The organism is Streptomyces sp. NPDC044033 (genome assembly GCF_056434425.1).
On record NZ_JBWKFF010000014.1, the window covers coordinates 175,082 to 190,187 of the forward strand.

Here is a 15,106-nt window from a genome sequence, read left to right on the forward strand (position 1 = left end):
GGGTCCTAATTCTCCTCTGACCGCCCTGCCACCGCGCCCGACCCTCCTACTGGCCACCCCTCCCCCCGCGTTGTCCTCTCCCCCGGCCCGTCCGGTCGTACGGGCCGGGGGACGCGTCACGCCGTGTCGCGCCGCGGGGGCCGTCACCCCTTGTAGTCGCTCCCCAGGACCACCGTGACATCCGCGTTCGGGGCGCCCTTGCCCTTGGTCACGGCCCCGGCCGGCAGGCCGAGCGTCTTGGCGATCTCCTTGGCCTGTGCCGCCCGCTTCTCGTCGGAGTACGTCACCGCCGACGCGGGCTGCCCGGAGCTCTGCGCGCCGCCGTCGACGAAGGTGTAACCGCCGTTGACGAGGGTGATCTGCGCCGAACCGGCGGCCGCCTTCTTCCCCGTGGCGTTCTTCACGCTCACCCGCGGCGGCGTGTCCGAGGCGGTCTCCTTCACCGTGCCGCCGAGCACGTCCTTGACCATCGATTCGGTGGCCTTCGGGCTGAGCGCTCCGTCCCCCTGCACGGGCAGCAGCGTGGTGTCGTACGAGCCCTTCTTGGCCAGCTCGGCGAGGTGCGCCAGGGAGGCCCCGAGCTGCTTCTCGGAGAGCGAGGGGTCGGGGATCTGGGCGAGCGACTCCACCGTGTTGACGGCCGAGCCGGTGTCCGTCGACACCTTCTTCAGGACCGCCTGCATGACCTGGCCGAACCGTGCGAGCTGCTTGGCCTGCGCCTCTCCGGACGCGCGGTAGGTGGCGTACGCGACGGCCGCCTGGCCGTTCAGCCCCTGGTCCTTGCCCTGCTTGACCCTTGGGCTGTCGTCCTTCTTCGCGCCGGGCACCGTCGTGTCCGTATCGAGCGAGATGCCGCCGACCAGTTCGACGAGGTTCTCCAGGTAGGGGGTGTCCAGCCGCCAGCTGCCCTTGATGTCCGCGCCGAGCAGCGTGTTCAGGGCGTCGCGGGTGGCGCCGGTGCCGCCGTCCTGCACCGACTTGCCGAGCGTGGTGGCGCCGCCGCTGTCCGTGGAGACGGCGAGCGAGTTCGGCAGCAGGACCGTGGTGCCCCGGTCGGTGGTCTCGTTGTCGACCAGCAGGGCCGTGGAGCTGCCGCCGCCCTTGGTCTCGCGCAGGTGGACGACGATCACGTCGCGCTTCTGCGCGCCGCCGGAGGCCGCAGCGCCCTTCGCGTCGCCGCCCGTGCCGGGCAGCATCCCCGCGTACCAGAGGTAGCCGACGCCGCCGGCCACGACCAGCGCGAGGACGACGACGAGCACGACGACGCGGTTGCGGCCCTGGCGCTTGCGCTCGTCCCGGCGCTCGGTGCGGCTCTCGCTGAACTTGAGCCAGTCGATGACGTCCTCGGAGTCCTCGTCCGGCTCCTCGATGAAGGAGAACTGCTCGGTCCGGTACTCCTCGCCCTCCTCGGCGGCGGTCCCGTCCGGGCTCTCGGGTCGCCCCGTCGGCTCCACCGGCGTTTCGGCGCGCTCCTCGTGGCGCGGGGCCGCGGCCTGCTGCGGGATCCACTCCTGCTGCTGGACCTGCTGCTGAGGCTGGTGGTGCTGCTGGGACTGCCCCTGTTGAGACTGCTGGTACTGCTGCTGCTCGGGCTGTCGAGCGGGCTGCTGGGGCTGCTGAGCCGACTGCTGATGCTGCGGATACAGCTGCTGCTGGTAGGACTGCTGCGCGTACGGGTCGTAGCCGTACCCCTGCTGCGTCCCGGCCCCGTACGGGTCGTACGGCTGCTGTGTCTGCTGATACTGCTGCTGCGGCTGGTACTGCTGCTGCCCCTGCTGCTGCGGAACCGACTGCCCGTGCCCGCCCGTATGACCCTGCTGGCCCGTGTGGCCTTGCTGGCCCGTATGGCCCTGCTGATTCGGCTGCCCCTGCTGAATCGGCTGCCCGTACTGGTCGTACACCCGCTGCGGGTCGTTCGGCTGGTACACCGGCTGCCCATAGGCGTCGTAGCCGTACACCAGTGGTTCCTGTGCGTACGGGTCCTGTCGGTCGTTCACCAGAGCCCCTTCAACCGGTGTCAGCCGGTGTCTGCCGGATTCAGCCGTCGTGCCGGTACAGCTTGCGCTTGTCGATGTAGCGGACCACGCCGTCCGGCACCAGATACCAGACCGGGTCGCCCTGTGCGACGCGCGTCCGGCAGCCGGACGACGAGATCGCCAGCGCGGGCACCTCGACCAGGGAGACGCCGTCCTCCGGAAGCCCCGGGTTGGCCAGTACGTGCCCCGGCCGCGTCACCCCGATGAAGTGGGCCAGCGAGAACAGCTCCTCGGTGTCCCGCCAGGTGAGGATCTGCGAGAGCGCGTCGGCTCCGGTGATGAAGAAGAGGTCCGCGTCACCGTGCTGGGCGCGCAGGTCCCGCAGCGTATCGGTGGTGTAGGTGGGACCGCCACGGTCGATGTCGATGCGGCTGACCGAGAACTGCGGGTTGGACGCGGTGGCGATGACCGTCATCAGATAGCGGTCCTCGGCCTGGGACACCTGTTTGTGGCTCTTCTGCCACGGCTGCCCGGTCGGTACGAAGACCACCTCGTCCAGGTGGAACTGCGAGGCCACCTCGCTCGCGGCGACCAAGTGGCCGTGGTGGATCGGGTCGAAGGTCCCGCCCATCACGCCGAGTCGCCGCTTCGCGGGCTCTGTCTGCTCTCCCATGCGTGCAGACCCTACTGGGCTCGGCCGCACACCGGGACGGCGGTTCAGCGGTCGCGGTTGAAACGGGTGACGCCCCACAGGAGGAGCAGCAGGATGACGAGGGCCGCGCCGCCCGTCATGAAGGGGCTGATGCTCTCGTGGGTGTCCACGTGCTCGCCCTCGGCGGCGAGCGTGACCAGGGCGGTGTGGGCGGTGCTGAATGCGGTCATCTTCGGCAGGACCTATCCGGGATGGGATCGGGCAGAGACTTCTGACACATCGTATGCGGCAGCGGGTGGCAACCTCACGGCGACTCCACGCGTCCGTCCTAGTCAGGCGCGTTCAGCACCCGGCGATCAGTCCTTGTTGCCGTACCCGCGCAGCAGGAACCAGGCGAGGAGGGCGATGCCGGCGACCGAGACGATGAGGACCGTACGCAGCAGCATGCCGGGCCCCCCGTCTCCTTTGGAGACGGCGAGCAGTTCCGTGAAGCCGGGGTAGCCGGTCAGGCCATTCATGTCGGGCATGGCTCCACGGTAGCCAGCCCGATATCAACATCTAGGCTGGGGTCCGAATAGCGGGGGGGACGGGTTCGGATCAGCCTGATCAGCCCAGTAAAGGGGGTCACCATGAGCGACAGTGACAGCAGTGGCGGGGGACACGAGCAGGTGCCCAGCCGTGAACGGAAACGATTCCCCGGTATCTCCTCGCGCGCATACGAGCACCCGGCGGACCGATCGGCGCTGGTGGCGCTGCGCAAGTTGAGCGGTTTCGACACCGTCTTCAAGGCGCTGAGCGGGCTGCTGCCGGAGCGCAGCCTGCGGCTGCTGTTCCTCTCCGACTCGGTGCGGGTCGGGGACCAGCAGTTCCAGCACCTCAACACCATGCTGAGGGACGCCTGCCACATCCTGGACCTGGAGAAGGTCCCGCCGATGTACGTCACCCAGGACCCGCAGCCCAACGCCATGTGCATCGGCCTGGACGAGCCGATCATCGTCGTCACCACCGGGCTCGTCGAGCTGCTCGACGAGGAGGAGATGCGGGCGGTGGTGGGCCACGAGGTGGGCCACGCACTGTCCGGGCACTCCGTCTACCGCACCATCCTGCTGTTTCTTACCAACTTCGCACTCAAGGTCGCCTGGATACCGCTGGGCAATATCGCGATCATGGCGATCGTCACGGCGCTGCGCGAGTGGTTCCGCAAGTCGGAGCTGTCGGCGGACCGGGCCGGGCTGCTGGTCGGGCAGGATCTGCGGGCGTCGATGCGCGGCCTGATGAAGATCGCGGGCGGCAACCACCTGCACGAGATGAATGTGGACGCGTTTCTGGCGCAGGCCGAGGAGTACGAGTCGGGCGGCGATCTGCGGGACTCCGTGCTCAAGATCATGAACGTGCTGCCGCGCAGCCACCCCTTCACGACCGTACGGGCCGCCGAGCTCAAGAAGTGGGCCGAGAGCCGCGATTACCAGCGGATCATGGACGGCCACTACCCGCGCCGCGACGAGGACAAGGACACCTCGGTGACCGACTCCTTCAAGGAGTCCGCGACGCACTACGCCGATTCGGTGCGGTCCAGCAAGGACCCGCTGATGGGGCTCGTACGGGACATCGCGGGCGGCGCGGGCGACCTGGGCGGCAAGCTCCGGGACACCTTCACCGGCCGGAGCGGGGCGTCCACCGGGCAGGGCCCCGCGGAGGGACCCGAGGACCCGCCGAGCGACGCCGGTGACGGCCCGCGGGGGCCTGGGGGTCGCTGAGCCGGTCTGCGGGGGGGCTGCCTGGCGCTTACGGGCTGCCTGACGCTTACGGGCCGCCTGCGGGGGCTGTGGCGCGCTACAGCCGGTCCGCGAGGGCCTGCGGGGCGCTACGGCCGGCCCGCGGGGCCTGCGGGGCGCTAGCGGCGGCCCGTGGGGGTCGGCAGGGCGCCGGCCGCCAGCACCCCGCAGAGCGACGCTGTGGCCCGGCCGGTCGCGTACGGGTCCGTACCGGCCGGGCCCTCGTCCTTGGCCCGCTCCCCGGCCAGCAAGGGGCGCAGATACCCGGCCGCGTCCGCCGCGCAGGACTCCGGGCCGGCCTGCACATTGGCCTGCGCCACCTCGATGTGGTGATCGCGCAGGTCGTCCCGGTCAAAGCGGAAGCGCATCTCGCGCCGGACGGTGAAGAGCGAGACCTGGTCCGCCCCGGCCGACGGGCCGCGACCGGCCCGCGCCGGGCGCAGCGGGTAGACGAAGGTGTGGTCGGCGGTGACCTCCAGCGCGCCGGCCGTCTCGGTCACGGAGAGGGTGCCCCCGACCCGTACGGGCGCGTCCGCGAGGGCGGTCTTCGACGCGTCGAAGCGGACCAGCCAGCCGGTGGCCGCGTGCCGCCCGTCGTCCTGCGGGTGGGCGAGGCTCTGGTCGTACTGGGCGAGCTGCGAGGGGTCGAGCAGTACGCGCGTGGTCCGGGTGTCGCCGCCGGTGAGCACGCCCGGGTCGAGGGAGGACTTGACGACGTACTCCTTGGCGGCGGCGAGCGCGGCCAGCACCTGGCTCTCGGAGAAGTGCCGGGTCTTCCGGGCGGCGGGCAGCGCCACGCCCTCCGAGCCGTCGCTGAACTGCGCGGCGGGGCTGTGCTCGAAGAGGTCGCGGGCCGAGGAGCCGACGACCGCGCCGGTGGGCGCGAGCGGGATGAGCGTGGTGCGCAGCGGGTCGGCGGCGGGCGGCGGCGTTTCCTTGTAGGGGTGGCGTACGCCCATGTAGACGGCGGTGCCGAAGGCGAGGGCGATCAGCAGCACCAGGACGAGCACCTGCCGCGGGGCGCCGATGCGCGCCCAGGGCGAGCGGCTGCGCACCGCTTGGGCGTGGTCGCGCATGCGCTCCCGGGCGGAGAACTCCTGAAGCCGGGCAGCGCGCACGAACGACTCGTCGAAGGCGACGGAACCGTACTCGTCGTCGCTGCTTCCGGGGACACTTTCGGGAGTCCCCTCAGGTGGCTCTCCAGGCCCGGCCATACTTCAAGAGTAGGTCTGCGGACGCTCAGGTAAACGCCCTGGTACACGACAAGTTCGGACGAAAGCTGACGCGTCGGCCCGGGTCGGGCACACCGTTCGGGGACGGCGCGGCGCTCGCGGAAGACGGACCGCTCGCTCACGGGTCGGCGGACCGCTCAAGGGTCGGCGGGTGGTTCACGGAAGGCGGACCGCTCACGGGCGGCAGACGCCTCAACGGTGGCGGACCGCTCAAGGACGCTCAAGGACGCCGGGCCGCTCAAGGATGGCGCGGCGCCGCCGAGGCCACGGGCGGCTCGGAGTCCGCGGAGACCGAGGGCAAGGGGTCCTGATGCTCCTTGGCGGGGCTGTCCACCCCGCTCGTGGCGGGCGGGGCCGCCGGGCCCTGCCGACTGTTGGAGGAGGCGCCGCGGTAGACGGCGGTGAAGGCGAGGGCGACCACGCCGATGCCCATCAGCACGGCGAGCACCCAGGCCACCGGGCGGTGCCAGCGGGCGTGGCCGCGGTAGGGGCGGCGGAGGCCGCCGTAGCGGCCGTACGGTCCGTAGGCGTCGTCCGGGTCGAGGCGGCGGGCGCCGCGGCCGTCGCGGCCCCTGCCGGGGCGGAGCCCGGCGCGGCCGTCGTCATACGTCTCGTCGTACGCGTCCTCGTCGGCGGGCGTGGAGAGTGCGCGGCGGGACTGGGCCGCCGCGAGCATCCGCTCGACCGCGGTGGGCTCATGGATCTTGGCGGACCGTACGAAGTCCTCGTCGAGGACCACGGAGGCGAACGGGTCGTCCGCGTCCCCATGGCCGTGGTTCTGGCTCTCGGGCTCTTCGCCGTCCGGGAACGGCCTGCCCCCCGTGTCGTCCGGCACGTTTCCAGCGTAGCCCCGGAGGGGTCAATTTGGGCAGAGAGTACGGCAATTAACACATGCGAGGACGTGTGTCCCGAGGCCGTGTGTCCCAACGCCGCGCGCCCCGGGGCCGTACGTTCAAGGGCTGTGCGTTCAAGGACCGTTCAAGGGCTGTGCGTTCAGGAGCCGTACGTCCCGGTGCCCCGCGCCCTGGTGCCCTACGCCCTGGTGCCCCGCGCCCCGAGGCCGTGCGCCCCGGAGCCGTACTGACTTCGGAGCCATGCGCCCGGAGGCTCACCGCGTGTGCCCGTCCCCCGTCACGATGTACTTCGTCGACGTCAGCTCGGGCAGGCCCATCGGCCCGCGCGCGTGCAGCTTCTGCGTCGAGATGCCGATCTCCGCGCCGAAGCCGAACTGACCGCCGTCCGTGAAGCGGGTGGAGGCGTTGACCGCGACCGCCGCCGAGTCCACGAGCTGGGTGAAGCGGCGGGCGGCCTGCTGCGAGGAGGTGACGATGGCCTCGGTGTGGCCCGAGGACCAGAGCCGGATGTGGTGGACGGCCGCGTCCAGCGACTCCACGACGGCGGCGGCGATGTCGTACGAGAGGTACTCGGTCTCCCAGTCCTCGAAGGTCGCCTCGACCACGGTCGCCTGCGACCCCTCGGCCAGTTCCAGCACCCGCTCGTCGCCGTGCACCGTGACCCCGGCCTCGGCCAGCGCGGCCAGCGCGCGCGGCAGGAACGCGGCGGCGATGTCCTGGTGCACGAGCAGCGTCTCGGCGGCGTTGCAGACGCTCGGGCGCTGCGCCTTGGAGTTGACGAGGATGTCGACGGCCATGTCGAGGTCGGCCTCGGCGTCCACGTACACATGGCAGTTGCCGGTGCCGGTCTCGATCACCGGGACCGTGGACTGCTCGACGACCGTACGGATCAGCGACGCCCCGCCGCGCGGGATCAGCACGTCCACCATGCCGCGGGCGCGCATCAGCTCCCGTACGGATTCCCGGCTCTCCCCCGGCACCAACTGCACGGCGTCCGCGGGCAGTCCGGAGCCGCCGACGGCGTCGCGCAGGACCTTCACGAGCGCGGCGTTGGAGGCGGCCGCGGAGGACGAGCCGCGCAGCAGCACCGCGTTGCCGGACTTGAGGCAGAGCGCGGCGGCGTCCACGGTCACGTTCGGGCGGGCCTCGTAGATGATCCCGACGACGCCGAGCGGCACCCGGACCTGCCGCAGGTCGATGCCGCCCGGCAGGGTGGAGCCGCGCACCACCTCGCCGACCGGGTCGGGCAGCGCCACCACGTCCCGTACGTCCTTGGCGATGGCGCGGACCCGCTCGGGGGTCAGGGTCAGCCGGTCGACGACGGCCTCGGCGGTCCCGGCGGCCCGCGCGCGCTCGACGTCCTCGGCGTTGGCCGCGAGGATGTCCTTCGTGCGGACCTCCAGGGCGTCGGCCATGGCCAGCAGCGCCTCGTCCTTGACCGAGCGCGGCAGGGGCGCGAGGTCGGCGGCCGCGGCGCGGGCGCGGTAGGCGGCGCGCAGCACCGGGGACTGCGGCATGGGGTCGGCCAGGGGCGAGGGGAAGACACTGCTCATGACGGCAGCCTACTGAGCGCGGAGCCCGGCCCCACCCCTTATGGCGCAGATCCCGCACTGCGAGACGGTGATCACGGCCGCGAGCACGGCGGCGGCGGTGCCGCGGGCCGGGGCGGGGATCGTATACGGCTCCGGCGCCGACCGGTACGGCCCGCGCCGGGCGTATTCCACGGCTTCCCCGGCGTCCTTGGCTTCCCCACGTCCTCGGCTTCCCCGCCTCCCCGCTTCCCCGGCTTTCTCGGCATCGACGCGCGCCGGCGCCTCTCGGAACCGGCCCGCGCCGGGCGCGCACCGCTCAGAACCGGCCCACGCCCGAAGCGCCGCTCAGAACGGGTGCACGCCCACCGGGGAGGCAGGCGGCGGACCGTAGCCCTCCGCGATGCGCTGGTGATAGGTCTCGCGGTCGATGACCTCCAGGCCGACGATCTCCCACGGCGGGAGCCGGGCCGTCGAGCGGTGCTCGCCCCACAGCCGGAGCGCGACCGCCGCCGCGTCGTGGAGGTCCCTGGCCTCTTCCCAGTAGCGGATCTCGGCGTGATCGTTGGCGTAGCGGCTGGTCAGCAGAAAGGGGTGGTCGTGGGCGAGCTGTTCGAGCGCCCGCCGGACCTCCTTCAACGGCGCCTCGGTGCCCGAGACGCTGAGCGTGATGTGCCACAGCCGCGATACCTCGGCGCCCCGCGGCTGCGGGTCGGAACTCGGCTCCGCGGCGCCGGCCCCACCCGGCACCTGTACCTCCTCGCCTGTCCCGACGCTGGTCAGTGCGCGCTCCGCCGTCCCTCGGGGCAGCGCGCCCGGGCGCCCTCGTCTCACCGGCGGCCTCCTGTTGATCGCTGCTCCGCGCGCGTGCGGCGGAGCCGTTCCGTGCTGTTTCCCGCTGCTGCGCGCAGCATGTGCGTTGCGGACGGCCGCTGCCCAAGGCGGCCGTTCTTCAAAGTTGACCAGCCTGGCGGCGGCCGCGTGGCGGTTTTCGCGAAGGTGTCCGTACAAAGGCTGGTGAAAGGCTGGACTTCGCACCGGCCCCGCCCGCGGCCCGCGCCCGTCGGGGAGGCGGGCAGGCGCCCGCCGGGGGCTCGGGCGAGCGCCCGCCGAGTACTGCCGAGTACTGCTGAGTACTCAGGCGGACGCCCGTCAAGGCTCAGCCCCGCGCCCGTCAGGGGCTCAGCACGACCAGGTCGTCGCGGTGCACGACCTCGCGTTCGTACTCCGGGCCGAGTTCGCGGGCCAGGTCCCTGGTGGAGCGGCCGATCAGCTGGGGGATCTCCCTGGCGTCGAAGTTGACGAGGCCGCGCGCCACCGCGCGCCCGGCGCCGTCCCGCAGCTCGACCGGGTCCCCCGCCGCGAACTCCCCCTCGACCGCCTCGATGCCGGCGGGCAGCAGCGAGCCGTGCCGCTCCAGTACGGCCCGTACGGCGCCCTCGTCCAGGGTGAGCGCGCCGCGCGGCGTGGAGGCGTGCGCGAGCCACAGCAGGCGGTCGGCGGAGCGCCGGCCGGTGCGGTGGAAGTACGTGCCGGTGGGCCGCCCGGCCAGCGCGTCGGCGGCCTGGCTGGCGGAGGTCAGGACGACCGGGATGCCCGCGGCGGCGGCGATCCGGGCGGCCTCGACCTTGGTGGCCATGCCGCCGGTGCCCACGCCGGCCTTGCCCGCGCTGCCGATGGTGACGCCGTCGAGGTCCGCCGGGCCGCTGACCTCCGCGATACGGGCGGTGCCGGGGGTGCTGGGGTCGCCGTCGTAGAGGCCGTCGACGTCGGAGAGGAGGACGAGCAGGTCGGCCCGGACGAGATGGGCCACGAGCGCGGCGAGGCGGTCGTTGTCGCCGAAGCGGATCTCGTCCGTCGCGACCGTGTCGTTCTCGTTGACGATCGGTACGGTCCGCATGGCCAGCAGCTGGTCCAGGGTCCGGCAGGCGTTGCGGTAGTGGGCCCGGCGGCTGGTGTCGTCGGAGGTCAGCAGCACCTGGCCGACGCGGCGGCCGTAGCGCGCGAAGGAGGCCGTGTAACGGGCGATCAGGAGGCCCTGCCCGACGCTGGCGGCGGCCTGCTGGCGGGCGAGGTCGCGGGGGCGCCGGTCGAGGCCGAGCGGCGCGAGGCCGGCGGCGATGGCGCCGGAGGAGACCAGGACTATCTCCCTGGGCCGCGGCCCGCGGGCCTTGGCGAGGACGTCGACGAGCGCGTCGACCCGGTCGGCGTCCAGCCCTCCGGCGGCGGTGGTGAGCGAGGAGGAGCCCACCTTGACCACGACCCTGCGGGCGTCCGTCACGTCCTGTCTCGCCTGTGCCACGCGCGTACAACCCCTGTGCTCGCCGATGCCGTTCTTGTCCGATTCGCAAATCTACGGCAGGCACCGGCCGGCGCGCCGGGCCGTTTCGGCCTCCGGACGGGGCGTGGGGAGCCACGACGGCTCGCGACGGTTCAAGTGGGCGCGGGCGCAGGGGCGGAGGATATCCCTCCGAGCGCAGGTGAATAATCCTTTTTAGGGTGATTCACATCACGGCAGATTGCTACCGGGCCAACGCTCGACATACGGTCAGTGGTCGACCGTTCCCCAAAATGGTCGCCTCCAATCCTCCAGTCCTGCTGCCAGGAGCCCGCCCAGTGCCTTCTGCCGGAACAGCCTCCCGCCGAGCCGCAGCGCTCGCGGCGCTGCTCGCGATGCTCGTGTTCTTCGCCGCCCAGCTCGTCGGCGCGCTGCTGCCCAATGTGCCGGTCTTCGTCGCCGCCTCGGCAGCGGGGCTCGCGCTCGATCTCGTCCTACAGCACCGCGACCCCGGTCTGCTCTCGCTATTGAGCAGAATCCGCCTCGACGTCACGGTCCGGCAGCTGCTGCGCGACATGCTGATCATGGTCGGGCTGCTGCGCGTCCACAACATCGACGCGACGCGCGAGCACGCGCCGCTCTTCATCGCGCTGCTGCTCTTCTACTGCGCCCACTTCGCTTGCCAGGCCGCCGCGGTGGTGGTCCGCCGGACCCGTACGCTGCCGTTCCTGACCCGCAACATCGACGCGGCGGGGCTGCGCCTGTCCGCCGCCCCGCCGCGCCTGCTCGCCCGTCAGCAGGGCCGCCGGCTGCTGCGCTTCACGGCGCCGGCCAGCGCCGGCCTGCTCACCACCGCCGCCACCGGCAACGCCCTGTGGGGCGAGATCGGCCTCGGCATCGCGCTGGTCCTCGCCATCGGCGGCACGGCCTACCTCGCCACCTGGCTGCTGCCCAAGAAGCGCATCGCCGTCGAACAGCAGGCGCTGGCCTGGCTGGACAAGTGGCTGGCCGCGTACCAGCCCACCGTCGGCATGTACTTCTCCGGCGGCACCTCCTCCGCCTACCAGGCGAACATGTGGCTCTCCACCCTCGCCGAGCTGGACGGCAACCCGGTCATCGTGCTCCGCGAGCGCTTCATGGTGCAGAAGATCGAGGCCACCGACGTGCCCATCATCTGCATCCCCAAGGTCGTCCACCTGATGGCGCTGGAGGAGTCGTCGATCAAGATGATGCTCCACCCGGCCAACTCCGGTAAGACCTCGCAGGTGCTGCGCATGCCCTCGATCAAGCACGCGTTCACCAACCACGGCGAGAGCGACAAGCTCTCCAGCTGCAACCCGTACTCGAAGGCGTACGACGAGGTCTGGGTCGCCGGCCCCGCCGCCCGCGAGCGCTACCAGCTCGCCGACATCGGCGTCGAGGACAAGGACGTCGTCGAGGTCGGCCGCCCGCAGCTGGCCCCCATCCAGCCGTACGGGGGCGCGCCCGAGGGCGAGTTCACCACCGTGCTGTACGCGCCGACCTGGGAGGGCTGGGACGGCAACCCCGGCAACACCTCGGTGATTCTCGCGGGCGAGAACATCGTCCGGGAACTCCTCGCCGACCCCAAGGTTCGCCTGCTCTACAAGCCGCACCCGATGACCGGCTCCGTCGACCCCCGGGCCGGCCGTGCCAACGAGCGCATCATGGCGATGGTCCGCGAGGCCGCCGCCAAGCGCTCCGGCGCCCGCCCCGGCCCCGAGGCCGCGGCCGAACTGGCCCGCCGCACGGCCGAGCTGGACCGCCTCACCACCAGCACCTTCCGGGACAGCGCCGACGAGGTCGAGCGGATGATGCTCCAGGGCGCCCCCGAGCCCGGCCGCGCCGCGACCGTGGAGGCGGCCACCACCGCCTGGGAGACCGCCTACTGGGCCTCGCTGCCGGCCTGGGAGCACCAGGTCATCACCGCCGCGCGGCCCGCCCTCTACACCTGCTTCAACCAGTCCGACGTGCTCATCAGCGATGTGTCCAGCGTCGTCTCGGACTACCTGAGCAGCGAGAAGCCGTACGCGGTGGCCAACACCAGCGACATGCCGGAGGAGGAGTTCGTCGCGGGCTTCCCGACCGTCAGCGCGGCCACCATCCTCTCCCCCAGGGCCGAGGGCGTACCGGCGCTGCTGGAGGCCGTGCGCAACCCCGCGAAGGACCGCCTCGCCACGGCCCGCGCCGAGCTGAAGGTGGAGCTGCTGGGCCCCTCCGACCCGCCCTCGCTGGCCCGCTTCAACGCCGCCGCGCTCGCGCTGTGCGACGAGGCCGACGAGCGCCGCGCCCGGATGGCGGCCCGCGCCCCGGGCGACGTCCCCTCCCCCCGCGACATGGACCCGGCCGCCGACGAGATGCGCCCGGCCCCGGACTCCCCGGAGGAGCGCGCCGGCGTCTGAGAGCGGAAAACCGCGTGCGGAAGGCCCCGGGAGAAATCTCCCGGGGCCTTCCCCTTTTCCGCTTCAGCCCGTCAGTACGCTCGGATTCAGCCCGTGCGTACGCTCAGAAGGGCTTGAACTCGTCGAACTCCTGGTCCGCGTCGTCCCGTGCGTCGCCGCGGTCCCGGCGGCGCTGCGCGGCCGGTCGCGGCTCCTCCATGCGGTGGTCCTCGCCGCGGCGGCCGAGCATCTCCGCACCGGCGGCCAGGGTCGGCTCCCAGTCGAAGACGACCGAGTCCTCGTCGCTGCCGATCGCGACGCCGTCGCCCGCGCGGGCGCCCGCCTTGAGCAGGGCGTCCTCGACGCCGAGGCGGTTGAGCCGGTCGGCGAGGTAGCCGACGGCCTCGTCGTTGTTGAAGTCGGTCTGGCGCACCCAGCGCTCGGGCTTCTCGCCGCGCACCCGGAAGATGCCGTCCTCGTCGGGCACGACCGTGAAGCCCGCGTCGTCCACGGCCTTCGGGCGGATGACGACGCGGGTCGCCTCCTCCTTGGGCTTGGCGGCGCGCGCCTCGGCCACGATCCCCGCGAGCGCGAAGGACAGTTCCTTCAGGCCCAGCCGGGAGACGGCCGACACCTCGTAGATCTGATAGCCGCGCGACTCCAGCTCGGGCCGGATGATGTCGGCGAGGTCCTTGCCGTCGGGGATGTCGACCTTGTTGAGGACGACGAGCCGCGGCCGGTCCTCCAGCCCGCCGTACTCCGCCAGCTCCGCCTCGATCTGGTCGAGGTCGGAGAGCGGGTCGCGGTCCGACTCCAGGGTCGCCGTGTCCAGTACGTGCACGAGCACCGAGCAGCGCTCGACGTGCCGCAGGAACTCCAGGCCGAGCCCCTTGCCCTGGCTGGCGCCGGGGATGAGGCCGGGCACGTCCGCGATGGTGTAGACGGTCGAACCGGCCGTCACCACGCCGAGGTTGGGGACCAGGGTGGTGAAGGGGTAGTCGGCGATCTTCGGCTTGGCGGCCGAGAGCACCGAGATCAGCGAGGACTTGCCGGCGCTGGGGAAGCCGACGAGCGCGACGTCCGCGACGGTCTTGAGCTCCAGGACCACCTCGCCGGAGTCGCCCGGCTCGCCGAGCAGCGCGAAGCCTGGGGCCTTGCGGCGGGCCGAGGCCAGCGCGGCGTTGCCGAGGCCGCCGCGGCCGCCCTGGGAGGCGACGAAGGTGGTGCCCTCGCCGACCAGGTCGGCGAGGACCTCGCCCTTCTTGTCGAGCACGACGGTGCCGTCCGGGACCGGCAGGACCAGGTCGCCGCCGTCCTTGCCGGAGCGGTTGCCGCCCTCACCGGGCTTGCCGTTGGTGGCCTTGCGGTGCGGACTGTGGTGGTAGTCCAGGAGCGTGGTGACCGACTGGTCGACGACCAGGATCACATCGCCGCCCCGGCCGCCGTTGCCGCCGTCCGGGCCGCCGAGCGGCTTGAACTTCTCACGGTGAACGGAGGCGCAGCCGTGGCCCCCGCTACCCGCGGCGACGTGCAGCTCGACGCGGTCCACGAAGGTGGTCATGACGGTTGCCTCCAGATAAGAACGGGATTGTTCTCTGTACTAACACGCCGAGGGCGGACCCGCTTCCCCGTCGCCGGGAAAGCCTGGTCCGCCCTCGGAAAGGTGCTGGGTCGTGCGGAAAGCTGATTACTCAGCGATCGGAACGATGTTCACTACCTTGCGACCCCGGTGCGTGCCGAACTGCACCGCACCGGCGGCCAGCGCGAACAGGGTGTCGTCGCCACCGCGACCGACGCCCGAGCCCGGGTGGAAGTGGGTGCCGCGCTGGCGGACCAGGATCTCGCCGGCGTTGACGGCCTGGCCGCCGAAGCGCTTGACGCCGAGCCGCTGAGCGTTGGAGTCGCGACCGTTCCGAGTGGACGATGCGCCCTTCTTGTGTGCCATGTCTCCTCAGTCCCTTACTTAGCAGCCGCGTCGATGCCGGTGATCTTGATCGCCGTGTACTGCTGGCGGTGACCGATCCGCTTGCGGTAGCCAGTCTTGTTCTTGTACTTCAGGATGTCGATCTTGGCACCCTTGTGGTGGTCCACGATCTCGGCCTGGACCTTGACGCCGGCCAGCACCCACGGGTCGCTGGTGACCGCGTCGCCGTCGACGACGAGCAGCGTCGAGAGCTCGACCGCGTCGCCAACCTTGCCGGTGGAAATCTTGTCGACCTCAAGGACGTCACCAACAGCAACCTTGTGCTGACGGCCGCCACTACGCACGATTGCGTACACGCGGATCTCACTCTCTCGCTAGTAAACGGGACCTCTGATGCCAGCCACCCACACGGACCGCGAACGGTCCGTGAGATCCGAATGGACGAGCGGCCTCTACCGGCGAACCGGAAGGGATGTGCTCAGGGGTT

The 15,106-nt window shown here is 71.7% G+C and carries 14 protein-coding genes; 2 read left to right on the forward strand and 12 right to left on the reverse strand.

Going from position 1 to position 15,106, the window contains the following annotated elements:
- Window positions 1-143: 143 nt before the first annotated feature.
- The 4 genes from AC07AB_RS24480 to AC07AB_RS24495 all read right to left on the reverse strand — a co-directional run bounded on the left by AC07AB_RS24480 (window position 144) and on the right by AC07AB_RS24495 (window position 3,155).
- A complete protein-coding gene (locus AC07AB_RS24480) occupies window positions 144-1,997 on the reverse strand; it encodes an LCP family protein (protein WP_478570438.1) in 1,854 nt (617 codons plus the stop codon).
- Between the two features lie 40 nt (window positions 1,998-2,037).
- Entirely contained in the window at window positions 2,038-2,649 is a 612-nt protein-coding gene (gene nadD, locus AC07AB_RS24485) for a nicotinate-nucleotide adenylyltransferase (RefSeq protein WP_478570440.1), read from the reverse strand.
- 44 nt (window positions 2,650-2,693) lie between these two features.
- On the reverse strand, window positions 2,694-2,858 hold the full coding sequence (locus AC07AB_RS24490) for a hypothetical protein (RefSeq protein ID WP_363131773.1): 165 nt from the start codon (window positions 2,856-2,858) through the stop codon (window positions 2,694-2,696).
- A 126-nt stretch (window positions 2,859-2,984) separates the two neighbouring features.
- Window positions 2,985-3,155, reverse strand: a complete 171-nt coding sequence (locus AC07AB_RS24495) for a hypothetical protein (RefSeq protein WP_478570443.1) — start codon at window positions 3,153-3,155, stop codon at window positions 2,985-2,987.
- 102 nt (window positions 3,156-3,257) lie between these two features.
- On the opposite strand from AC07AB_RS24495, the gene AC07AB_RS24500 reads away from it, so the two are divergent.
- On the forward strand, window positions 3,258-4,385 hold the full coding sequence (locus tag AC07AB_RS24500) for a M48 family metallopeptidase (protein ID WP_478570446.1): 1,128 nt from the start codon (window positions 3,258-3,260) through the stop codon (window positions 4,383-4,385).
- 137 nt (window positions 4,386-4,522) lie between these two features.
- On the opposite strand, the gene AC07AB_RS24505 is transcribed toward AC07AB_RS24500, so the two are convergent.
- The 5 genes from AC07AB_RS24505 to proB all read right to left on the reverse strand — a co-directional run bounded on the left by AC07AB_RS24505 (window position 4,523) and on the right by proB (window position 10,299).
- Window positions 4,523-5,617, reverse strand: a complete 1,095-nt coding sequence (locus AC07AB_RS24505) for an SCO2583 family membrane protein (RefSeq protein WP_478570449.1) — start codon at window positions 5,615-5,617, stop codon at window positions 4,523-4,525.
- Between the two features lie 256 nt (window positions 5,618-5,873).
- Entirely contained in the window at window positions 5,874-6,470 is a 597-nt protein-coding gene (locus AC07AB_RS24510; protein ID WP_478570452.1) for an SCO2584 family spore wall biosynthesis protein, read from the reverse strand.
- A gap of 273 nt (window positions 6,471-6,743) precedes the next feature.
- Window positions 6,744-8,042 carry a glutamate-5-semialdehyde dehydrogenase gene (locus tag AC07AB_RS24515; RefSeq protein WP_478570455.1) on the reverse strand — a complete coding sequence of 433 codons (1,299 nt, stop codon included), beginning with the start codon at window positions 8,040-8,042 and terminating at the stop codon, window positions 6,744-6,746.
- Window positions 8,043-8,366: 324 nt separating this feature from the next.
- Window positions 8,367-8,852, reverse strand: coding sequence for a hypothetical protein (locus tag AC07AB_RS24520; RefSeq protein ID WP_478570458.1), 486 nt, complete (start codon window positions 8,850-8,852; stop codon window positions 8,367-8,369).
- A 340-nt stretch (window positions 8,853-9,192) separates the two neighbouring features.
- Entirely contained in the window at window positions 9,193-10,299 is a 1,107-nt protein-coding gene (proB, locus tag AC07AB_RS24525) for a glutamate 5-kinase (protein WP_478570588.1), read from the reverse strand.
- 335 nt (window positions 10,300-10,634) lie between these two features.
- On the opposite strand from proB, the gene AC07AB_RS24530 reads away from it, so the two are divergent.
- Window positions 10,635-12,716: a hypothetical protein gene (locus AC07AB_RS24530; protein WP_478570460.1), complete on the forward strand. Its 2,082-nt coding sequence runs from the start codon at window positions 10,635-10,637 to the stop codon at window positions 12,714-12,716.
- A 103-nt stretch (window positions 12,717-12,819) separates the two neighbouring features.
- Here the strand turns inward: AC07AB_RS24530 and obgE are convergent, their stop codons facing one another.
- The 3 genes from obgE to rplU all read right to left on the reverse strand — a co-directional run bounded on the left by obgE (window position 12,820) and on the right by rplU (window position 14,975).
- The gene (gene obgE, locus AC07AB_RS24535) at window positions 12,820-14,256 is read right to left on the reverse strand and encodes a GTPase ObgE (protein WP_478570463.1); all 1,437 of its coding nucleotides are present in this window, start codon (window positions 14,254-14,256) and stop codon (window positions 12,820-12,822) included.
- Between the two features lie 126 nt (window positions 14,257-14,382).
- Window positions 14,383-14,640 (reverse strand): 50S ribosomal protein L27, encoded by a 258-nt coding sequence (gene rpmA / locus AC07AB_RS24540; RefSeq protein ID WP_030876897.1) that lies wholly within the window; start codon window positions 14,638-14,640, stop codon window positions 14,383-14,385.
- Window positions 14,641-14,654: 14 nt separating this feature from the next.
- Complete coding sequence (rplU, locus tag AC07AB_RS24545; RefSeq protein ID WP_030876900.1) at window positions 14,655-14,975, reverse strand: 50S ribosomal protein L21; 321 nt, start codon at window positions 14,973-14,975, stop codon at window positions 14,655-14,657.
- Between the last annotated feature and the right edge of the window lie 131 nt (window positions 14,976-15,106).